We start from the raw sequence: 20,695 nt of genomic DNA, 5'->3' as shown, positions 1-20,695 counted from the left end.
GGCTCCTTCAGAACAATGAAAAGCAAGCATCACCTCGACAGTGCGGCGTTTCTGTCAGGCCGCCGACCTTGAGAATCTTGGCGTCTTTCGAAAGGTCCGGAAAAAGTTTGTATCCACAACGGGATGCCTTGCAGAAACACAGTTGGATCGGTTCCGGGCGCTTCGGCTTCGACCAATATCCTTCCTGCCGTCCCGTCGTGGGGCGGTAATACCCGGTAATATCGCTACCGAGTATTACACCCCAGCCGGAGACGACAGATGTCCAAGCACGAAAAGACCTTCAATCCCGACGCCGAGATCGACCCCGATCTGCTACGCCGCACCGAGACCGCGATCCTTGCCCTGACGGCTGAGAACAACGGCAAGATGCCGACCCAGCAGGCAATCAACGAGCGTGTGAAGACGTCCTTCACGCGGCTTGGCCCCGCTGTGAATGCGGTCAAGGCGCGCTTGCTGGCGACCCAGACCAAACTCGCGAACATGCCGGAGATTCCCGAAGATCTGCGGCTCGCACACGAGCAGATGCTCAAGGACCTCTGGGCCCGCACGCGCGACCTTCAGAACGGCGAGATCGTGGACATGCGCCGCGCCCAGGCTGCGAAGGATGAGAGCCATCGCCAGGATATGTCCGAGCAGCAGGACATCATCGCCATGCTCGAGAACGACCGAGACAATCAGGCGGCGCGAGCCGAAGCCGCCGAGGCTGCGTGCGCTGAGCTCCATGAGCAGCTGAAGGCGGCAACCACCGACCTCGCCGCCGCACATGCCCGGCTGGCCGAGCGCGACGAGATCTTTGCCATGCTGGCATCGCGCGAGAGCGCTGAAGCTCACATTGCGGACGCCACAGCCGACGCGGAGACAAAGAAGACCTCCCGTCGCTCCCGGAAGACAGACGACCCCGAGACGGGTGACCTTCCCGTTCCGGATATCACTACCGAACAGGGGTCCGGTCCTTCCGCTTGACCTTCGGGCCCTCTTCGATCTGGTCGCGGTGCTGCGCGGCCAGATCGGGGCTCAACGCTTTCCCGATATCCTGGCGACCTGTGTTCAGATCGAAGCCCCTGTGGGCGGCACCGCCCTCGAGCACCTGCATCCCAATTTCGAACTTCGCCCGCAGCGGCGCATCCCCTTCGAGCAACCGGACGGCGTCGCGCGTCGCCATGTAGGCTGCGCGCAGATCCAGATTGGTCGTGGCGTTGAGGCGCTCCCCGATCTTCTTGGGATCGGCTCCCGGTGAGATCGCCCACGCCCCGGGAAAGCTGGCCTCGCTGTAGGCCGCAGCCTCGGCATTCGCGACCTCGCGCAGAGCCTCCGGCACAGCCTGCCGACTGCGCTCCAGCTCCTCGGCGACGACAGCCGCCCGGCGACGCAGCTCTGCTTCCTCTTTACGGCGTGCCGCCTCGCGCGACGCTTCCTCCTTGCGCCGACCGAAGGCGCGCTTGGCAATGTCGACCACGAAATCATAGGCCGGGCGGATAGCGTCGATCAGCGAGGCGCGGTCATTCTTCTCCACCGGGGCATTCGGCCCGAACTTCAGGCCCTCGCGCTTCTCTTCAGTCTTCTCCTGATAATCCACCTCACGGTTCTCGACGGCATCCCAGCCGCGGAGCATCGCCTTTTGAAGTGCCTCCGCGTCCGCCGCCTGGCGCGCTCCGCGTTCGATCGCTTCCTCGCCCTGCGCCTTGGTGGTGGCCGCCTCGTTCGCCTGCACGAGAACCCCGACCTTGTCGATCTGGAGCTCAACCGACTGGCGTGTGAGATCCTGCGCCGCTGCCCCCGCCTCACGGAGCATCTTGCGAATCTGATCCTCTTGGCGCGTGATCTGCGCCGCCAGAGCCTCGCTGCGCATCTGGTCTTTGGCGGCTTGTTCCTGTGCCGCCATGCGGACGTTGTATTCTGCGGTGGTGAGGCGCTCCGCTCCAGGTCCCATCCGGAGCAGACCGAACTTCCGGAAGACGTTTTTGTAGATCCTGTCCTGCCAAGCGCGCATTGCATCGCAGTAAGCGCGGTTGCCCGCCTTGCGGACGTCCTTTGGATCGTCATTGGTTCCTTCATACCCCGCATGGAACGCGGCCTTGGCCTTCTTTCCGGGGTGTAGGTGATCGACCCGCCCCTTCTTTGGATCAATCGTGTAGAAGTGTGCGTGAACCATTCTCTCGTCGAGATGGATCACGCCCATCATCATCTTCCCGCCGAGAGGCTGCATGCGCTCGGCTTCATCCTTCATGGCCTCCTCAAGCGCATTCCGACATTGCTCAAAGAGCACGGGATTCGCGAGGGCATCAGCCGATTTGACGGGAAGCGACATGACTGTCGTATGAAGGGTTGGCGCATCGGCACGAAGCTTTCGCCGACGTGTCTGCATGCTTCCGTCCTTTTTCGTATATCGGAAGCTCTCCTTCCGCTCAGCAGCGGCGGCATGCGCATCCCGTAGTGCCTCGAAGGTCGACACCTCACCGGCCATAATCACCGGCGGCGGTCCGCCTTCGTCCACGTGCAGGGAGGCCAGTTCCTTGCGCTCCGCCTCGTCGATGATTTCCCGCGCCGTCCAAGCCCTCTGCCCGTTCTTTTTCTTCGCGGTCGAGTCGGGCCCGGCGCCCGGCGCGCCCTTGACCGAGTAGGTCTCCATGTGGGCAAACTGATATCCCTGCATCGCTGCGCTCCGCCTCCTGATTTTGATTGAAGCGGAGGGGAAATAGGTAAGACCTGCTGGTTCGGAAAAATGGTCAGTGACGCCCGCCGGGAACCGGGCGCAATACTCATAGGGACCGACTATGCGTATTCCGAGACGCCCCTGAGGGGCTGAATACGCGCGGCTCTCCGAGGGCCCCACGCCGGGGAGGCGGTCCTGCGCGGACGGCGGCAGGGCGTTCGCCACCCCTGAACTCCGGCGCCTTCCGGCGGATCGAGGGGCATCGTTCGCCACTCCCCCTCGAACCCCCCTGGCGTCTCCGACGGCGCGGGGGAGCGTCGTTCCGCACTCCTCCCCCGAGACCCCCACCTGCTCGCCGCTCCCCACGGCCGGCGAAGAGAGGAGGGCCTCTCCTCGACCTCTCCCAACGGGCAGCCGGCGAGGCCGGCACGGAGAACAGATGCCGTGTCGCTGGCGACGGGAAAGAGATGCGGAGTGGGCGCGCTGGCCCATCCTTTCGTGCCGGCTCCTCGGGGCGAGAGCCGACACGAAAGGATGAACCGAGAGGCGCGAAACCACGAGATGAAGGTGAATCAGACGAACGCTTGACCCGGCCTTGGCGCCGGCCACTCCGAAGAATGGAGATACCATGTTCGATCTCACCGACGATCTCATCACCTCGCAATCGCCGACCCTCCGTGACCTGCGGTCCTTCACGGCCGAGAACGCCGACGCGCTCGCGTGCGCCGCCGCGTTGCTGGGCGCGGCGCCGGGCGTCCGCACCGCGCTGACGGCGCTGGACGGTCTGGCCGATCCCGGCCACCCGACAGCACGCACGATGCGCGCGCTCGACGATCTGGTCGACCTTCTCATGCTCGAGCATGTGCATGACCCGTATCGGATCGAAGCCACCTGCTTCGCGGCGCTGGACCCCGCCGAGCCAGTCGTCGAGGAAATTTGCATCCTCGCCGATGGCCTCGCCAACGCGCTCGAGGCATACCGCGAGGACGCGTGCGAGCCGGTCGCACCGGGAGTGGCGGCATGAGCAGGCCCCTCACGCTCCCCCGCTTCAGCGCCCTGATCGAGGGCATCGAGATGACGCCCGATCTGATCGCAGGGATCGTCACCGCGGCGCTGATGCAAGCCGATGCGGTTGCGGACGAGCTCTACGACACCGTCACCCCGGAGCTACCACCTGCGCAGCGCGCGTTCCCGTCGGCGATCGCGAGCAAGATCGCCCGTCGCGACATCTTCGACGACAGCTTCGCCCGGGATCTCAGGACGCTCATCGAGAGATTGGGCGGGCAGGTCAGGAACCGCACGCACGTCTACTTCCATGCCGATGAGAACCACGTCCGCGGGGGCTACGAGAGCATCTTCCGCGAGCCCGGAGCGCAGCCTCTCGCAGCCGCGCTTGGCGAACTCGATCTGCTCTACGATCTCGTCACCGCAGCCCTCAGCGCCGCGGGCGCGGCGCGCGTTGCGGCGAACATGATCGACGGATGAGCATCACGGCGCCCCTCGACGGGGCGCCGTCCTTGAGGGTCGAAAGACCCATGCCCGCGCACGGATCATCGCGGGTCGGTGCGCCGGCATTCCCTCCGACTGCTGCTCCAGCCGGCGCGCCATTGACCAGAATCACCTTCCGAGCAAGAAAGATTCAATTCCGATCAATGGATTGAGGTAAATCTCTCGCTCCGATGCGATTTTTCTTCGGATTTCGGCGACTCGATCGAAAGCGATCCACCCACTCTTCTTCCGTCAAAGGAAGTGAAGACCAATGCCCGCCGCTCAGCCATCCCGATCCTCAGTCTCCAACGTGATCCACGCCATGATTGCCGCCGGCCTCCAGCCGGGTGCTGTTCGGGTGAATCCAGACGGATCTTTTTCGGTCGATGTGGCGGGCAATACGAACTAGGCGCCGTCGGGGCGCCGGATGACAACCAACGGGCACAGTATCAGCGCGGAAGCCGATGAGGCCCTATCCTGGGAAGATGGAATATGAAGATCGAGAAGACCTATGAGGGCCTTTGTGAAGAGAAAACGCCGGCGGGGACACCTCGCTGGCGTGTTCGCGTTGAAGGGCAGAAGACGAAGAGGATCACCATCCCGGTGGGTCCGGACCACGAGGATTTCGAGGACCATTACCTTTCCGCCCGGGCTGGGTTGAAGCTGATCGTGAACGAGAAACCCAAGCCGGCGAAGAACACCGTCGACGAGCTTTGCGAACGGTTCCTTGCCTGGATGGAGGTGCAGGTCAAAGCCGGCAACCTCAAGCAGCCGACGGTCAACAGCCGCATTACCGGCCTCACCCAAGCTCGAGAGTGCCTCTCGCCCAACAAGAAGGTTCGCATGGGTTCGATGAAGGCCTCGCTTCCGCGCGAAGCCTTCGCACACATCCGGGATTCGTTCGGGGTCCACACAGGTGCGGCACATACCTGTCTGAAGGCTCTTCGCGCCGCGTATCGATGGGGCGAAGACCACGGCTATCCTGTCGACAGCCCGGTTCACAAGGTCAAGAGCGGACATGTCGAGAAGGGCGGCGCGAAACCGTGGAGCGACGCGGACGCCGAGAAGTTTCTGGCACATCACGGACCGGGAACGATGGCGCGCCGGTGGTTCCTCTTGGCCGAGGCCACCGCGGGCCGCATCGGCGACATGCACCTCCTCGGACCGGAGCACGAAATGACCCGCAATGAGCGTCTCTACATCCGGTATCAACCGTCGAAAAAAGGCTCTTCCGAGGTTCAGCTACCGCTGCCCTGGAACTTCATGCTCGAGGTCGCGGATCTCCCCGTGGACGCTCCGGCCTACCTTCTGACAGCGAAAGGCGCGCCTTTCGCATCGTCGGGTTCGCTCGACAACGCGGTGCGCAAATGGATCATTGCCGCTGGTCTCTGCGAACCAGTGCTCGACGACGACGGCAATCCGGTGCTGGAGAAGAACGGGAAACCGAAGGTGCGCGCGACCCGCTCCCAGCACGGTATTCGAAAGCGGCGCGCCGAGCAGATCGCCGAGGCGTCTGGATCGGTCTACGAGGTCATGGCGCACCTGTCGCACAGCGACCCGAAAACCGCCGCGATCTATACCAAGCGGGTAGACCGCGCGCGCCTGGCCGAGCGTGCCGCGCTGCGCGCCGAAGCCGCCGCAGAAGCGCAACGTCTCCCACGCTCCGAAAATCGTGGGACCCTGGACGACGCAACGTCCAGTAAACTAAGGGAAAATGAGGAAAAGTGGCAGCCCGTAGGGGAATCGAACCCCTCTTTCCAGGTTGAAAACCTGGCGTCCTAACCGATAGACGAACGGGCCACTCTGGTCCGCCGTGGCGCTGTCTGTGTGACCATCGCTGCGGCGTGAGGCGGGTTCTATGAAAAGCGCGCGGTGCTTGCAAGCACAAAATTCAGAAATTTTCGCGCCCCGGTGACAAAGGCAAAAAGCGCCTCGATTCAGTCCTGAACAGCGGCCGGAGCGGCGTCGTCAAGGCGCAACTGGACCGTCGTCCTGCCTTGCCAGAAATTCACGTCCAGCTTGCCCGCAAGGTGGAAGCGTGCGCCCTTGTGGTCCTCTAGCGCCGGTCCCAACGGCCCGTCGAAGGCCGAGAACATAATCGCATCCAGCGAGGCGCCCATTCCGTCAGAGACCGTCAGTTTCAGGTGCCCCTGCCCGACCCGCCGCGCGTAGCGGATCTGCATGTCGGGCAGCACAAAGCGCGGTCCGGGCACCGCCGCGCCAAAGGGGCCGGCGCGTTCCAGCTGTTCGACCAGCTCCACGCTGGCCGCGCCCGGCATCAGCAGCCCGTCGACCCGCAGATCTGCCGCACCACCCTGCCCTGCGCCCTGGCGTTCCAGCAGTTCCGACAGGCGCGCCATGGCCGGTTCCAGCTGATCGCGCAACACCGTAAGTCCGGCGGCCATCTTGTGGCCACCGCCCTTGACCAGCAGCCCCTCGGCGGCCAACTTCTGGATCGCGGCGCCCAGGTCGACACCGGGCACCGAGCGTCCCGATCCCTTGCCCTCGTCGCCCTCGAACCCGATCACGATGGAAGGACGGTTGGTCTGTTCCTTGAGACGAGAGGCGACAATCCCCACCACGCCCGGATGCCAGCCGTCCTCGGCGGCCCAGACCAGCGGCGCCTCCAGCCCGCGCGCCTCGGCCTGCGCCAGCGCGGCCTCGCGCACTGTCGCCTCGATCTCTCGCCGCTCGGTGTTGAGCTGGTCCAGGCGTTCGGCCATGGCCTGCGCCTCGGCGGGGTTGTCACAGGCCAGAAGCCGCGCGCCAAGGTCCGCCTTGCCGATCCGACCGCCCGCGTTCACGCGCGGCCCCATGACATAGCCCAGGTGATAGGCGGCGGGCGCCCGTTCCAGCCGCGCCACGTCCGACAGGGCGACAAGCCCGGGCCGCGCCCGGCCCGCCATGACGCGCAGCCCCTGGTGCACAAAGGCCCGGTTGACGCCTTTCAGGGGCGCCACGTCCGCCACCGTGGCCAGCGCCACCAGATCCAGGGCCGCCATCAGGTCAGGCCCCTTGGCCCCCGCCTCGCGCAGCTGGCGCCCGGCTTCGACCAGCATGAGGAAAACAACCGCGGCCGCACAGAGATGCGCCAGCGCGCCATCCTCGTCCTGACGGTTGGGGTTCACCACGGCCACGCAATCGGGCAGCGTCTCGCCCCCCAGGTGGTGGTCCAGCACCACGACATCCGCCGCCCCTTTGGCCGCCGCGATGGGTTCGTGCGAAAGCGTGCCGCAATCGACGCAGATGATCAGGTCATGCTCGGCGGCCAGCGCCTGCATGGCGGGCACATTGGGGCCATAGCCCTCGTCGATCCGGTCCGGAACGTAAAGCGTCGCCTGCCGCCCCATCTGCCGCAGCCAGTCCAGCAGCAGCGCCGCAGAGCTGCCGCCATCCACGTCGTAGTCGGCAAAGACCGCGATCCGCTCACGCCCCCGCACCGCCTGCAGGAACCGTGCGGCTGCCCGCTCCATGTCCTTGAGCGATCTCGGATCGGGGAGCAGTTCGCGCAGTTTCGGGGCCAGGTAGTACTCCGCCTCCTCGGCGCCCACGCCCAGCCGCGCCAGCACGGCACAAAGCGCGTGAGTCAACCCGGTGCGCTGCACCAGTGCCTCGGCCTGCCGGGTTTCCTCGGGGCCGGGACCGACCCAACGCCGCCCGGTCAGACTGCTTTCGACCCCCAGATAGGACAAACCCTCTCCCGGCTTCTTCTTGGAAAAAATACTTCAGCGGTGGTCGACCGAAGGGAGCCAGAGGTCATGCGAAAGTCATACCTTCGACTCGACGCCCCGACCAACAGCCGCCTGCGCCCCGCTCAGCCGCCGCGATTGACCGGGTTGCGATAGCTCATGCGCCGGACGGACCCGGTCTTGGAGCGCATCAGCAGCGTCTCGGTGGTGATCCAGCCGATCTCGCGCTTGATCCCCGGCAAAAGCGATCCCCCGGTCACACCGGTGGCGGCAAAGATCACATCGGCGGTCACCATTTCGTCCCGGTCATAGATCTTGTCCAGGTCGGTGATTCCCGCCTTGGCCGCACGGCCGCGTTCGTCATCGTTGCGGAACAGCAGGCGACCATAGATCTGCCCGCCCATACATTTCAGGGCCGCAGCGGCCAGCACGCCCTCGGGCGCGCCGCCGGATCCCATGTACATGTCGATGCCGGTCATGTGGGGTTCGGCGCAATGCATGACACCGGCCACGTCACCATCCGTGATCAGGCGGATCGAGGCGCCGGTGGCACGCACCTCTGCAATCATTTCCTCATGGCGGGGCCGTTCCAGGATGCAGACGGTGATGTCGCTGGGGCCACAGCCCTTTTCCGTGGCCAGCGCCGAAACGCGGGTGGCGGGCGGCATGTCCAGAGTCACGATCCCCTCGGGATAGCCCGGACCGATGGCCAGCTTGTCCATGTAGACATCCGGCGCGTGCAGCATCGAACCGCGCGGCCCCATCGCGATCACGGTCAGCGCGTTGGGCATGTCCTTGGCGGTCAGCGTCGTCCCTTCGAGCGGGTCCAGCGCAATGTCCACCCCGGGCCCCTCGCCATTGCCGACCTCTTCGCCGATATACAGCATCGGCGCCTCGTCGCGCTCGCCCTCGCCGATGACGACGACCCCCTTGATGTCCAGCTTGTCGAGCTGTTCGCGCATGGCGTTGACGGCAGCCTGATCGGCGGCCTTCTCGTCGCCGCGCCCGATCCAGTCGGCACTGGCGATGGCGGCCTGTTCCGCCACGCGGGCAAGGCCGAGAGAGAGCATGCGGTCATTGAAATCGATGGGCGTGGACATGGGATTTCCTCGAAAACTTCTTCTTCTTCGTCTACCCGGCGGTTTCCGCCGGGGCAAGGCCGCCGGCGGGTGCCGTCTCAGACTTCCTCGATCCGCAGCGCGACCGGCGCGGTGATGACGACGCCGGTGGCCTCCATCGCCACAAGCGCCTGGTCCAGCGCGTTGCGCGTGGTCTTGTGCGTCACGATCAGCACCGGGGCGCTGTCGTCGGTATGGTTGTACTGGCGCATCCGGTTGATGGACACCCCGGCCTCGCCCAGCGCGGTAGCCACCTTGGCCAGCGCCCCCGGCTTGTCCGCCAGCGTCATGCGCAGGTAGTAAGGCGCAGGCGTCGAGGCGCGCGCCGGCGTCGCCTCTGTCAGGCTATCGGCCGGACGGCCAAAGGTCGAAACCCGCAAGCCCCGCGCCACGTCCATGACATCGCCCATGACGGCGCTGGCGGTGGGGCCTTCGCCGGCACCGGCCCCGCGCATGACGATCTGGCCCACCTGGTCGCCCTCGATCACCACCATGTTGGTGCCGCCCTGCAGCTGTCCCAGCGGAGAGTTCGCCGGCACCAGGCAGGGCGCCATGCTCTGCTCCAGCCCACGGCCGGTCATCCGGGCCACGCCCAGCAGCTTGATCCGGAAGCCCATGTCCGCAGCCTGGCGGATATCCTCGATGGTGACGCTGCCGATGCCTTCCAGCTCGACCGCGTCGAAATTCACCTGCGTCCCAAAGGCGATGGACGACAGAAGCGACAGTTTGTGCCCGGCGTCGATCCCGCCCACGTCCAGCTGCGGATCGGCCTCAAGAAAACCGAGGGCATCGGCCTCGGCAAAGGCCTCTTCATAGGTCAGGCCGCCGTCCTCCATCCGGGTCAGGATGTAGTTGCAGGTGCCGTTCATCACGCCCATCACCCGCTCGATGTCATTGCCTGCCAGGCCCTCGGTCAGCGCCTTGATGACAGGAATGCCGCCCGCCACCGCCGCCTCGAAGCGCAGCACCGCGCCATTGTCCTCGGCCAGCGCCGCCAGCGCCTGGCCGTGATGCGCCAGCATCGCCTTGTTGGCGGTGACAACATCCTTGCCCGCCTTCAGCGCGGCCTCGACGGCGGCCTTGGCCGGTCCGTCGCTGCCGCCCATGAGCTCGACAAAGACATCCACATCGTCACGCGTGGCCAGCGCCACCGGGTCGTCTTCCCAGGCATAGCTGGACAGGTTCACGCCGCGATCCTTGTCGCGGGTCCGGGCGGAGACAGCGCTGATCTCGATGCTGCGGCCCGACCGTTCGGTCAAGAGCGCAGCCTTCTGCCGTACGATCTTGACGACCCCTGTGCCCACGGTCCCCAGACCGGCAATACCAAGACGGAGTGGCTGGGACATGGGCGGGCTCCTTTTTCCCTAGGGGTCAATTCCGGATCGGGGTTATCGCCAAGCCTCGCCGGGGACAAGGGCGTGCGGCACGACACGGGGCTTTGACCCTGTCATCCGCCCGAGTGATGCGCAAAGACACCGCAACTTGCGGCGCTCTACTCCGACCGAAGCGCCGCAGCCTTCCGCCGCAGGCGCAACAGGCGGCCATCGACACCGCGCGGGGCGATCTCCACACGTTGCAACCGGCTGGCCCGCGCCTTCAGCGCGGCCACCCGCCCCTCGACCGCGGCGGCCTCGCCGGGGGTGGCGCGTGGCACGGCCCCGTTCAGAAGCGCGTCCAGCGGCAAGAGGTCCGGATAGGGCGCGTCGGCCACACCCGGCGTCTGCGTCGCGTCCAGTTCAGGGAACTGGGTGCAGCCGGTCAGCGCCGCCAGGACAGCGGCGCAAAACAGCGGATATGGGAACCGAACAGCCATGTGTCAGTCATGCCCCAGCCCGCGCGGGCTGGCAAGCATCCGGGTTGATCTGAACGCCCGTTCAGATATTGATGGGGACATGGCACGCACCCAGGGAAGCCACGCCGGGATCACCGGCCCACGCATCCGCGACGCGGCGCTGCGGCTTTTTGCCGAACACGGTTTTGCGGCCGTCTCGATGCGCCAGATCGCCTCGGCGGTGGGCCTGCAGGCCGGGGCGCTCTACAACTATACCCCCGACAAGCAGGCGCTGCTGTTTTCGCTGATGAAGGAACACATGGACGACCTGCTGGGCGATCTCGCCCGCCTGCCATCCAGCGCCTCTCCGTCAGCGCGGCTGGAGGCCTTCGTCCGGTTCCACATCGCCTTTCACCTCGAACGCCCGGAACTGGTCTTCATCGCCTACATGGAACTGCGCAACCTCACGCCCGAGAATTTCGCGGTGATCGAAGGCCTGCGCCGCGACTACGAAAATGCGCTGCAGAGGATCCTGAGCGACGGAGTCGCCTCGGGCTGTTTCGAGGTCGCCGATACCAAGCTTGCGACGCTGGCCGTGATCGCCATGCTGACCGGCGTCACCACCTGGTATCGCCCGGACGGCCGCCTGAGTGTCCCCGAGGTGCAGGATCTCTACTGGGACATGGTGCGCAAGTCGGTCTCCGCCTGACGGCGCCCCTCGGGACGCGTCACATGTCGGCCCCCAGCCTGTTCCCCGGAGCCCTCCGTCGCTTGAGGCCGATCAGAGCCGGGGCGGGGGGCAATGTAAGGGGCCGCAGGCCCGCCGACAGGCGGCTTGCCCTTGCATTGCCCCGCGCGCTGGCTCAGGCCCTCGAAAAGCGAGGGAGGACTCCGGGGAGCAGGCGAGGCTTGTTCCTTGGTGACTCCCGAAGCGAAAAACAGGCGCAGCCTGTTCCAAAGGGTCGGCGGGCGGGCGCCTTTGCGGCGCATGCCGCAAACAGTCCCGTCCCGGCGGCCCTCAGCGCTCCACCTGGATCGATTCCAGGTATTCGGCCAGCGCTACCAGCTTGCGCGGCGTCGGCGTCGGCTTGCCGTCGCCGCTGTCGTAGGGCACCAGGTCGCCCTCCAGCAAGGCTCCAAACTCCGGCATCCAAGAGGCCGACCGGTCCGACCGCGCATAGCCGTCGATGATCGACATCACCTTGGCCCGCGGAAAAACGTCACCGTGGCGCACCTTGATCAGCGTCAGGTTCTTCGGCGCGACGCTCATCGCGCGCGCCATCTGCCCATTGCCCTTGGCATCCGCCCCGTGACAGACCGCGCAGTTCTCCATGAAGAGCGACCGTCCGTCCGAGGCCCCCGGCATCGCGGTCTCCTCGACGCAGCCCGCCAGTGCCAGTGCCGCCACAAGTCCGAGTGTCATTCTGACCATACCTGCCCCTTTCATGCCTGCTTCCCCCGCTTCCTGCCAAAGCCCCGTCGCCTCGGCAAGCCCGTTCAGCCGTCGGCGGCGACTTGCAGCCCCTCGATATGGGCCACCACGTCCAAAAGCCCCTTGGGTGTCATGATCACCTCGCCCGAGGGCGCGCGCCATTCCACCACAGGGCCGCTCAGCTCAGCCGCGAATTCGGGCATGGAGCCGCGGTGGAACTTGCCCGGGTAGCCGTAGATCGTCTCCATCACGCGTTCGGCGGGAAAGACGCCGCCGTTGGCCAGGGTCAATCCGGTCAGGTCAGGCGGCGCCACCGGCAGATCCGTGGCCAGCGCGCCATCGCCACGCCCCTTGGCGCCGTGACAGCCCGCGCAGTTGGTCGCGTAGATCCGTGCCCCCGGCTCAACCGGCTCGCCCCTGTCCTGCGACGGGCTGAACCAGCTGCGGCTGGTGCCCCCCTGCCCCGGCCAGAACACCGCGCAACCGGACAGTGCGATCAGCGCGGCCCCGGCCAGTATCCTCATGTGCATGTCCCGCTCCGTTTTCCTGTCCGGTCCCTGGACGGCCCACCGGACCGGCGCCCCCCCCTGCCCCCGTCCCGGCCCAAGGCCGCGTGACAGTGCCCGCGCCTCCGGTCATAGTCGCGCCGGAAAGACGGGAGGTCCACATGCTCGATCCTGCCACCGCACAGCATCTGTTGAAAGAGAATTTCGCACCCTGGGTCCAGGCCCTGCAGCCAGAGATTACCGAGATCGGCCCGGATCAGGCCGTGCTCGAGATCCCCGTGCGCCCCGAGATCGCCCGCATGGGCGGCATCGTCTGCGGGCAGGCGCTCGCAACGCTGGCGGATACCGCGATGGTCTTTGCCTGTGCCGGACGGCTGGGCCGGTTCGAGCCGGTGGCCACCACCAACCTGGAAACCCGCTTTCTCAGCGCGGCCCGGGGCGAGGCCGTGCGCTGCACCGCGCGGGTGATCAAGGCCGGGCGGGCGATGATCTTTGCCGAAGCAACGCTGATTCGCCTTCCGGACGCGGCCACGGTGGCCGCTGCCAGTGCCACGTTCTACCTGCCGTCATGAAGGGACCCGGGATGACACAATACGCGGTGATCATGTTGCTGGCGGGGATCGGCATTCCGACGCTGGCCGCGCTCAATGCCGCGCTGGGGCAGCGGCTCGGCTCTCCGGCGGCCGCCGCCCTGGTGCTGTTCTGCGTGGCCCTGATTTCGACCGGCACGGTCTGGGCGCTGATGGGGGCGAAGGGCTTTGGCGGGCTGGCCACAGCGCCCAGGCATCTCTTGCTGGGCGGCTGCCTCGTGGCTTTCTACGTGTTGTCCGTCACCTATATCGCGCCGCATTTCGGGGTCGGTAACGCGGTCTTCTTCGTGTTGATCGGGCAGCTTATCAGCGCGGCGGCGATCGATCATTTCGGGCTGTTCGGGGCGCGGGTCTCACCGCTGACCCTGACGCGGGCGACGGGACTCGCGGTCATGGCGCTGGGGGTCTGGATCACCCAGCGCGCGTGACCGTCCGTCTCAGGCCCCGGCGAGTGACCGCAACTGCTGCCAGAGGGCATCGGGCAGGTCGATTGCCTGCTGCACGGCGCGGCCCGCGCCGGGCATCCTTGCGCCTTCGTCCTGGGTGACCACCCGGCCCAGTTCCGCAAGCCGATCGTAGAACGCCCCCTGTCCCGGGTCGATCAGCAGGAAATACTGGCCAAGATCATGCGGGGCACCCTCGGGCGCCTTGAGCGGCTTGACCTCCGAACTCAGCACGCCACCGCCCAGACAGGCGGCCAGGATCTCGGCCATCAGGCCAAAGCCCCAGCCCTTGTAGCCCCCCGCACTGGTCAGCGATCCGGCCAGCGCCGCCTCGGGGTCGGTGGTGGGGGCGCCTTCGGCATCCACGGCCCAGCCCTCGGGGATCGAGCGCCCCGCCGCCTTGGCCAACGTGATATGGCCCAGAGCCACGGTGGTGGTGCTCTGATCGAACATTATTGCAACCCCGCCCTTGCCGTCGGGCACGGCGAAAGAGATCGGATTGGTGCCGATCACGCGGGTCTTGCCGCCCGGCGCCGCCACGATGGGCGAAGCATTTGTCAGCCCCAGCCCCAACGCGCCGCCGCGTGCGATCTGTTCGGTGAAATAACCCAGCGCGGTGCAGGTATGGGCGTGGTGCAGGGCCAGGCTGACAACTCCGGTTTCCTGCGCCGCCTCCAGCGCCAGCGGCAGCGCGGCGGCAAAGGCTGGCTGGGCAAAGCCATGCGCCGCATCGACACGGATTTCCGAGGCCCGTGGCCGACTGATACCCGGCACGGCCCGGCCATCGACCCGGCCAGAGGTCAGCTGCTGGCAATAGCTTTCCAGGTAGTAGAGGCCGCAGATCCGGTTTCCCCGCGCCTCGGCCCAGGCGATGGCCCGGGCCATTTCGGCGGCGATGGCCGGTCCAGCCCCATGCGTGGCCAGGGCAGTTTCGGAAAGGCGCTGGATTTCGGCAATGGCGATTTCGGGCATGGACGGCTCCTGCGTGTTTGGCAGGACCCTAGTGCGCGTATGCCGAAACGAAAAGGGAGGGGTCAGAACCGGTCGAACCGGCTTTCATGACGGCGTCGGGCCAGGTCAAGCCGGGTGATCAGATGGTTGAGCAAGACAGAGAGGATGAGAACCGGCCCCAGCCCCCACCACGACCACAGCAGCACAAAGACCCAGAGCAGGTTGACGAAGATCAGGACCATGTTGGCGGTCGTGTAATCCTCGACCGGTTGCGGATGACGGTTCTCCATCGCGGTGCCTCCTGCCTGCGGCTGCATGCAAAGACCATTTTAGCGCATCCGGCCTGCAAGTCAGGTCAGGATTCCGCGATCAGCTGAAATTTCGGTTAATGGGCGCCGTTTTGCCTAGGCCGAGACGCTTTCGCGGGCCGCGGCAAGTGCTCCGGGCAGCGCCTCTTCCAGCACGGCCAGATCCTCTGCCCTGCCGGCGCTGATGCGGATACAGCGATCCTGCGGCGCGACAAAGGGCATGCGGACAAAGACGCCGCGCTCGATCAGGGCGGCCAGCACCGCGCGGGCGAAATCTCCGTCGCGCCCGCAATCCACGGTCACGAAATTCGTCGCGGAGGGCAGCGTGGTCAGACCGTTCGCCCCGGCGATGCGGGTGATCTGGTCGCGCGCCTCTTCGGTCAGGCGCAAGACCTCTTCGAGCCATTCGGTATCCTGCAAGGCCGCCAGAGCCCCGGCCAGGGCCATGCGGTTCATGCCGAAATGGTTGCGGATCTTGTCAAAGGCGCGGATCACCGGCGCCGCCGAGATCGCATAGCCGATGCGCGCGCCCGCCATGCCATAGGCCTTGGAGAAGGTGCGCAGACGCACGACGCGGTCATCCTCGGGGTCGATCCGGGGCGCGGTGCCATCGGGGGCGAACTCGATATAGGCCTCGTCCAGCGCCAGCACGCAGCCATCGGGAAGCGTGTCGAGCGCCGCCTCGATCGCGGCCCCCGAATGCCAGCTGCCCATCGGATTGTCGGGATTGGCAAGGTAGATCAACTTGGCGTCAACCTCTGCCGCCTTCTCGATCAGCCCACCGAGATTCTCGTGATCGCCGGCATAGCGGATCCTGTGCAGCACCCCGCCGTATCCGTTCACATGGTAGTTGAAGGTCGGATAGGCGCCGTCAGAAGTCACGACCGAGTCACCCGGCGCAACCAGCAACCGAACGAGATAGCCCAGCAGCCCGTCGATCCCCTCTCCGATCAGGATGTTGTCCGGGGCACAGGCCATCTGCGCGGCCAGCGCGCCTTTGAGGTCCAGGTGCGAAGGGTCTGCATATTTCCAGACCTCCGCCGCCTCGTCCTGAATCGCGGCAATGGCGAAGGGGGACGGGCCAAAAACGCTTTCATTGGCGCCAAGGCGGGCCTTGAAGGTAGCGCCACGGGCGCGCTCCTGCACCTCGGGCCCGACGAAGGGCACGGTTTCCGGCAGGGCGGCGATCAGGTCGGGATAACGAGGTCCGGTCATGGCGCATTTATGAAACGCGCACGGCCCGCGTCAACGCATGAATTTGCGCCGCGCGTCCCGGGCGATTTCGTACCGCATCTGCAAATCCGCGATGCGGCCCATCAGACGCTTCTTGTCGTCCGGATCAGAGGCCCGCTGCCAGTCGACCCGGGCGGCATCCAGTTGCGCCTTCAGGCCCACTTCCTCGGGCAAGGCACCGGCCTCGGCCATGATGCGATAGCCGACCGCCTCACCCGCGTCGATCAGCGCATCGCCGGGCCGCTGCGGCAGGGGCTTGCCCTCACCTTCGAGGTTTCGAAGCTTGCCTTCGGCCTCTGCTTTGCGGATCTGCGCCTCGGTCAGGCGGCTGAAGTCGGGCATGGGGCAGCTCCGCTGTTGGGATGATCCAAGGATAGACCTGCGCCGGCCCGCTCACAAGCGCCACCACAGCTTGACCCCGGCGGGGCAAAAGGCCAGTTTCCCGCGCGAGCAGCACAAGAAAGATCGCAGATGACGCGCCAGCCGCCGCCTTTCGCCCCTTTCGAATGGATGATCGCCTGGCGCTATCTGCGCGCCAAGCGCGCCGAAGGCGGCGTGTCGGTCATGACCTGGATTTCGCTGATCGGAATCACGCTGGCGGTCTTTGCGCTGATCGCGACGCTGGCGGTCCGGTCGGGTTTTCGGGCGGAATTCGTCGATACCATCGTCGGTGCGAATGCCCATGTCACAGTCTACCACATTCAGCGCACCGGCGAGGATGGCCAGCCGACGCGCACCCTGCCCGATTATCAGGCAATGGCCGAGCGCGTGCGCCAAGTCGACGGCGTGACCCGTGTGGCCCCGCTGGTCAAGGGGCAGGTCATGGCCACGGGCAAGGGCCGCAACGCGGGTGTCGAAGTCTTCGGCATCGCCGAGGCCGACCTGATCGAGATCCCGCGCATCGCCGACATGGAAACCGGTATCGGCAATATCGTGGATTTCGACATGGGGATCGCCATCGGGTCAGGCGTGGCGCAGGTGCTGGGCGTGGGGCTGGGCGACAGTATCGACCTGATCTCTCCCAACGGGGTCAAGACGCCGTTCGGGGTCAGCCCGCGGGTCAAGAGTTACCAGGTCACCTATATCTTTACCGCCGGGCGCTATGACATCGACCGCACGCGGGTCTACATGCCCTTCGAGGAGGCGCAGCTGTATTTCAACCGCGAGGGCGTTGCGGACGAGCTGGAAATCACTGTCGAGGACCCCGAACAGGTCGAGCAATACACCCGCGCCATTGGCGAGGCAGCAGGCCCCGGCGCGCTGGTCTGGACATGGCAGGATGCCAGCGGCGGTTTCCTGCGGGCGCTGGACATCGAGGATAACGTGATGTTCGTGATCCTGTCAGTCCTGGTGCTGATTGCGACCATGAATATCGTCTCCGGCCTCATCATGCTGGTCAAAAACAAGGGCCGCGACATCGGCATCCTGCGCACGATGGGGCTGACCGAAGGGTCCATCATGCGCGTCTTCTTCATCTGCGGCTCTTTCACCGGGCTGATCGGCACGGCGCTGGGGGTTCTCCTGGGGTGCCTTTTCGCAATCTACATCGACCCGATCTTTGCCGCCGTGAACTACCTTTCCGGCGGCGGGGTCTGGGATCCGTCTATCCGGGGTATCTATGCCCTGCCCGCCGAGTTGCACCTCAAGGACGTGCTGTCGGCGGTGGGCCTGTCCCTGGGGCTGAGTTTCATCGTCACGATTTTTCCGGCCCGGCGCGCGGCCCGGATGAACCCGGTGGAGGCGCTGCGCTATGAGTGACACGGTCCTGCGCCTGACGGGCATCGAGAAGAGCTATAACAAGGGACTTCCGAACGAGGTGCAGGTCCTGCGCGGCATCGACCTGGAGGTCGCCCGAGGCGAGGTGGTGGCACTGGTCGCCCCCTCTGGTGCGGGCAAGTCGACGCTGTTGCATATCGCGGGACTGCTGGACACGCCGGACGCCGGCACGGTCGAGATCGGCGGCGAGGCGATGCAGGGCCAGAGCGACCGCCGCCGCACGGCGGTACGCCGCGCGGACGTGGGCTTTGTCTACCAGTTCCACCACCTGCTGCCGGAGTTCACGGCGCTGGAGAACATCGTGCTGCCGCAGCTGGCCAATGGCGTGGCCCGTGGTGCCGCCGAAGAAAGGGCACTGGCACTGCTGGACAGTGTCGGCGTGAAGGACCGCGCCGCTCACCGGCCTGCAGCCCTTTCGGGCGGCGAACAGCAGCGGGTCGCGTTTTGCCGCGCGATGGCCAATACGCCGCGCCTGTTGCTGGCGGACGAACCGACCGGCAACCTCGACCCCTCGACATCGGACCGCGTGTTCGGCGCGCTGATGACGCTGGTGCGCGAGACCGGGCTGTCCTGCCTGATCGCGACGCACAACCTGGAGCTTGCGGCCAGGATGGACCGCCAGTTGCGGCTGGACGCGGGCGGGCTGCACGCGGGGTGATCTCTCATCTGTCGCGACGACAGCAGAGCCGACGCCGCGTCTTTTACCCTGTCACGACCTTGACGGCAGCCTCCACCGCCCCTGCCCCGTGAGGGATTTCCAGCGCCGTCAGCCCGGCCTCGACCGTGCCAATCAGGCCAAGGATGCCATGCGCGTTCACATGCCCCATGTGGCCGAAGCGGAAATAGCCCGAGCCGGTGGGGTCCTCCGGATCGCCGACGCGCAGCCCGACGCCCAGCACCAGGCCCGCCTCGTCACGGCACCAGTGGCGCAAACGGTCCCCCAGCGGCGCGCCAAGCTGCGCTGCCGTCACAGCGTGCGAGCGATGCGCGCGCTCCGGCACGTTCAAGCGGAACGGGCCGTCCTCGGCCCAGGCCTCGCCCGCGGCCCAGATCGCCTGCGCCAGGGTGGCATGGCGCGCCCAGATCGACTCGATCCCTTCCTCGCGGATCATGTCCAGCGCGGCGCGCAGGCCATAAAGGTGGTGCGTGGGCGCAGTGCCCCCGAAATACTGGTAGAACATCGCCGGATCCGCGCGCGGCCCCCAGTCCCAGTAGCGCGAGACGCGCGGCATGGCGCGGCGCACCTCCGCCGCGCGGGCGTTGAAAAAGACAAAGCCCAGCCCCGGCGGCACCATCAGCCCCTTTTGCGAGCCGGTCACCATGACGTCGGCCCCCCAGGCGTCCATGCGAAACTCGTCGCAGCCCAGCGAGGCGATACAATCGACCATCAACAACGCCGGGTGTCCGGTCTCGTCCAGTACGGCGCGCAACGCGGCGATGTCCGACCGAACGGAAGACGAGGTATCGACATGCACCGCCAGCACCGCCTTGATGCGCTGGCCCTTGTCCGCCAGCAGGGCGGCGCGGACCCGCTCGGGGTCAATCGGTGCCGTGCGACCGTGGTCGATGATCTCGACCTCGGCGCCCAGCCCCTGGGCCATCTCGGCCCAACCGTGACCGAAGGCACCGGTGGTGGGCGCAAGCACCGCCTCGCCCGGGGCCACGGTATTGGACAGGGCCGCCTCCCAGGCGCCGTGGCCGTTGCAGATATACATCGCCACCTGTCCCTTTGTCTGCGCCACATGGGCAAGGTCGGGAACGATGCCAGCCACCATCTGATGCAGTTCCGGCGAATAGATGTCGGGCGCCGGGCGGCGCATCGCCTGCAAAACGCGGTCGGGCATCATCGACGGCCCCGGCAGGGCCATGTGAGGGCGGCCGTTGGACAAGGGCATGGGCGACTCCTGTAACTGTGCGGCGCGACGTTAACGGGCGGCGCCCTGCCGTCAATATCTGCCCTTGCTGGACAGGCCGCGGAATGCCGCGTAAACCGCGCGCCTGAACGTCGGGGATCCTATCGCGCATGCTGGCAAAACTCTGGAGCAGGCTGGACAAGGCGGAGCGCAGGCTGCGCCGCTCGTTTGGCACTGATATCTCGACGCCCGAGACACGGCGCTGGTCGTCCCTGCACTACAACCTGTTCGACCATGCCTTTCTGCGCGTGCTCTGGACCAATTTCTTTCAGATCGCGCCGGGAGTTTACAGGTCGAACCAGCCGACACATCGACGGTTCGAACGCTATGCCGCGATGGGCATCCGGACTGTCGTCAACCTGCGCGGCGAAGACACCTACGCCCACTACCTCTTTGAAAAGGAAAGCGTCGAGGCGCTTGGCATGACCTTGGTCGATGCCAAGCTCTGGGCACGCGAGGCCGCGCCGCGCAAACGGATCATCGGCGTGATCGACGCCCTACGGGCCGCGGAACGGCCGATGATGTTCCACTGCAAGTCCGGGGCCGACCGGGCCGGTTTCGTCGCGGCCATGTACCTGCTGATCTTCGAACACGCCCCCATCGCGGAGGCCAAGAAGCAGCTGAGCATCCGCTACATGCACCTGGATTTCACCAAGACCGGGGTGCAGGACTACGTCCTGCGCGTCTTCGAGGCGCGCCAGGGTCTGGGCGAAATCGGCTTCGAGGACTGGATCCGGACCGAGTACAGGGCCAAGGCGATCCAGCCTGCCTGGGAAGCACGGCGCCCCGAAATCGACTGCGCGCGGGAGATGATGGGTGGCTAG

Annotated in this window: 22 protein-coding genes and 1 tRNA gene; 9 read left to right on the top strand and 14 right to left on the bottom strand. The window is 66.2% G+C overall.

The features are described from left to right. Positions 1–258: 258 nt before the first annotated feature. Positions 259–963, top strand: coding sequence for a hypothetical protein (locus KZZ07_RS17400; RefSeq protein ID WP_219516088.1), 705 nt, complete (start codon positions 259–261; stop codon positions 961–963). On the opposite strand, the gene KZZ07_RS17395 is transcribed toward KZZ07_RS17400, so the two are convergent. After that, complete coding sequence (locus KZZ07_RS17395) at positions 932–2,653, bottom strand: hypothetical protein (RefSeq protein WP_219516086.1); 1,722 nt, start codon at positions 2,651–2,653, stop codon at positions 932–934. The genes KZZ07_RS17400 and KZZ07_RS17395 overlap by 32 nt on opposite strands. Positions 2,654–3,281: 628 nt before the next feature. Between KZZ07_RS17395 and KZZ07_RS17390 the strand changes: the two genes are divergently transcribed. Together KZZ07_RS17390 and KZZ07_RS17385 are read left to right on the top strand one after the other, a co-directional pair. Next, a complete protein-coding gene (locus KZZ07_RS17390) occupies positions 3,282–3,677 on the top strand; it encodes a hypothetical protein (RefSeq protein ID WP_219516084.1) in 396 nt (131 codons plus the stop codon). Beyond that, the gene (locus tag KZZ07_RS17385) at positions 3,674–4,138 is read left to right on the top strand and encodes a hypothetical protein (RefSeq protein WP_219516082.1); all 465 of its coding nucleotides are present in this window, start codon (positions 3,674–3,676) and stop codon (positions 4,136–4,138) included. The genes KZZ07_RS17390 and KZZ07_RS17385 overlap by 4 nt, the downstream gene beginning before the upstream one ends. A 408-nt stretch (positions 4,139–4,546) precedes the next feature. Here the strand turns inward: KZZ07_RS17385 and KZZ07_RS17380 are convergent, their stop codons facing one another. The 6 genes from KZZ07_RS17380 to KZZ07_RS17355 form a co-directional block, all read right to left on the bottom strand. Continuing rightward, positions 4,547–5,314, bottom strand: a complete 768-nt coding sequence (locus KZZ07_RS17380) for a hypothetical protein (protein WP_219516081.1) — start codon at positions 5,312–5,314, stop codon at positions 4,547–4,549. A 552-nt stretch (positions 5,315–5,866) separates the two neighbouring features. Further along, positions 5,867–5,941: transfer RNA gene (locus KZZ07_RS17375), tRNA-Glu, on the bottom strand. 137 nt (positions 5,942–6,078) lie between these two features. Beyond that, the gene (gene recJ / locus KZZ07_RS17370) at positions 6,079–7,833 is read right to left on the bottom strand and encodes a single-stranded-DNA-specific exonuclease RecJ (RefSeq protein WP_219516080.1); all 1,755 of its coding nucleotides are present in this window, start codon (positions 7,831–7,833) and stop codon (positions 6,079–6,081) included. Between the two features lie 122 nt (positions 7,834–7,955). After that, a complete protein-coding gene (gene glpX, locus KZZ07_RS17365) occupies positions 7,956–8,930 on the bottom strand; it encodes a class II fructose-bisphosphatase (protein WP_219516079.1) in 975 nt (324 codons plus the stop codon). A 77-nt stretch (positions 8,931–9,007) separates the two neighbouring features. Further along, complete coding sequence (locus tag KZZ07_RS17360) at positions 9,008–10,294, bottom strand: homoserine dehydrogenase (RefSeq protein ID WP_219516078.1); 1,287 nt, start codon at positions 10,292–10,294, stop codon at positions 9,008–9,010. Positions 10,295–10,440: 146 nt separating this feature from the next. Beyond that, on the bottom strand, positions 10,441–10,761 hold the full coding sequence (locus tag KZZ07_RS17355) for a hypothetical protein (protein ID WP_255564422.1): 321 nt from the start codon (positions 10,759–10,761) through the stop codon (positions 10,441–10,443). Between the two features lie 79 nt (positions 10,762–10,840). Here KZZ07_RS17355 and KZZ07_RS17350 point away from each other — a divergent pair, with 79 nt between their 5' ends. Next, complete coding sequence (locus KZZ07_RS17350) at positions 10,841–11,428, top strand: TetR/AcrR family transcriptional regulator (protein ID WP_219516077.1); 588 nt, start codon at positions 10,841–10,843, stop codon at positions 11,426–11,428. 309 nt (positions 11,429–11,737) lie between these two features. Here KZZ07_RS17350 and KZZ07_RS17345 read toward each other — a convergent pair whose 3' ends face one another. After that, entirely contained in the window at positions 11,738–12,142 is a 405-nt protein-coding gene (locus KZZ07_RS17345; protein WP_367181438.1) for a c-type cytochrome, read from the bottom strand. Positions 12,143–12,216: 74 nt separating this feature from the next. Beyond that, positions 12,217–12,681 carry a c-type cytochrome gene (locus KZZ07_RS17340; RefSeq protein WP_219516075.1) on the bottom strand — a complete coding sequence of 155 codons (465 nt, stop codon included), beginning with the start codon at positions 12,679–12,681 and terminating at the stop codon, positions 12,217–12,219. A gap of 137 nt (positions 12,682–12,818) precedes the next feature. Between KZZ07_RS17340 and KZZ07_RS17335 the strand changes: the two genes are divergently transcribed. Together KZZ07_RS17335 and KZZ07_RS17330 are read left to right on the top strand one after the other, a co-directional pair. Continuing rightward, positions 12,819–13,229 (top strand): PaaI family thioesterase, encoded by a 411-nt coding sequence (locus KZZ07_RS17335; RefSeq protein ID WP_219516074.1) that lies wholly within the window; start codon positions 12,819–12,821, stop codon positions 13,227–13,229. A gap of 11 nt (positions 13,230–13,240) precedes the next feature. Further along, positions 13,241–13,675 (top strand): DMT family transporter, encoded by a 435-nt coding sequence (locus tag KZZ07_RS17330; RefSeq protein WP_219516073.1) that lies wholly within the window; start codon positions 13,241–13,243, stop codon positions 13,673–13,675. Positions 13,676–13,684: 9 nt separating this feature from the next. Here the strand turns inward: KZZ07_RS17330 and KZZ07_RS17325 are convergent, their stop codons facing one another. From KZZ07_RS17325 to KZZ07_RS17310, 4 genes are all read right to left on the bottom strand, one after another. Further along, positions 13,685–14,662, bottom strand: coding sequence for an Ldh family oxidoreductase (locus KZZ07_RS17325; protein WP_219516072.1), 978 nt, complete (start codon positions 14,660–14,662; stop codon positions 13,685–13,687). 62 nt (positions 14,663–14,724) lie between these two features. Then, complete coding sequence (locus KZZ07_RS17320) at positions 14,725–14,931, bottom strand: histidinol phosphate aminotransferase (protein ID WP_219516071.1); 207 nt, start codon at positions 14,929–14,931, stop codon at positions 14,725–14,727. Between the two features lie 114 nt (positions 14,932–15,045). Continuing rightward, the gene (locus tag KZZ07_RS17315) at positions 15,046–16,164 is read right to left on the bottom strand and encodes a pyridoxal phosphate-dependent aminotransferase (protein ID WP_219516070.1); all 1,119 of its coding nucleotides are present in this window, start codon (positions 16,162–16,164) and stop codon (positions 15,046–15,048) included. Between the two features lie 30 nt (positions 16,165–16,194). Continuing rightward, a complete protein-coding gene (locus KZZ07_RS17310) occupies positions 16,195–16,524 on the bottom strand; it encodes a DnaJ family domain-containing protein (protein ID WP_219516069.1) in 330 nt (109 codons plus the stop codon). A gap of 129 nt (positions 16,525–16,653) precedes the next feature. Here KZZ07_RS17310 and KZZ07_RS17305 point away from each other — a divergent pair, with 129 nt between their 5' ends. Then, positions 16,654–17,940, top strand: a complete 1,287-nt coding sequence (locus tag KZZ07_RS17305; protein ID WP_219516068.1) for a lipoprotein-releasing ABC transporter permease subunit — start codon at positions 16,654–16,656, stop codon at positions 17,938–17,940. Next, on the top strand, positions 17,933–18,616 hold the full coding sequence (locus KZZ07_RS17300) for an ABC transporter ATP-binding protein (protein ID WP_219516067.1): 684 nt from the start codon (positions 17,933–17,935) through the stop codon (positions 18,614–18,616). Before KZZ07_RS17305 ends, KZZ07_RS17300 begins: the two co-directional genes overlap by 8 nt. Before the next feature lie 43 nt (positions 18,617–18,659). Here the strand turns inward: KZZ07_RS17300 and KZZ07_RS17295 are convergent, their stop codons facing one another. Then, positions 18,660–19,853, bottom strand: coding sequence for a pyridoxal-phosphate-dependent aminotransferase family protein (locus tag KZZ07_RS17295; RefSeq protein ID WP_219516064.1), 1,194 nt, complete (start codon positions 19,851–19,853; stop codon positions 18,660–18,662). Between the two features lie 128 nt (positions 19,854–19,981). Here KZZ07_RS17295 and KZZ07_RS17290 point away from each other — a divergent pair, with 128 nt between their 5' ends. Beyond that, positions 19,982–20,695, top strand: coding sequence for a phosphatase domain-containing protein (locus tag KZZ07_RS17290; protein WP_219516062.1), 714 nt, complete (start codon positions 19,982–19,984; stop codon positions 20,693–20,695).

Origin of the sequence: Mameliella sp. CS4 (assembly GCF_019392335.1) — a bacterium.
In the GTDB taxonomy this organism is placed as follows: Bacteria; Pseudomonadota; Alphaproteobacteria; order Rhodobacterales; family Rhodobacteraceae; genus Antarctobacter.
The sequence above is the reverse complement of the archived record's forward strand: the minus strand, read 5'-3'. Positions and strand labels throughout refer to the sequence as shown.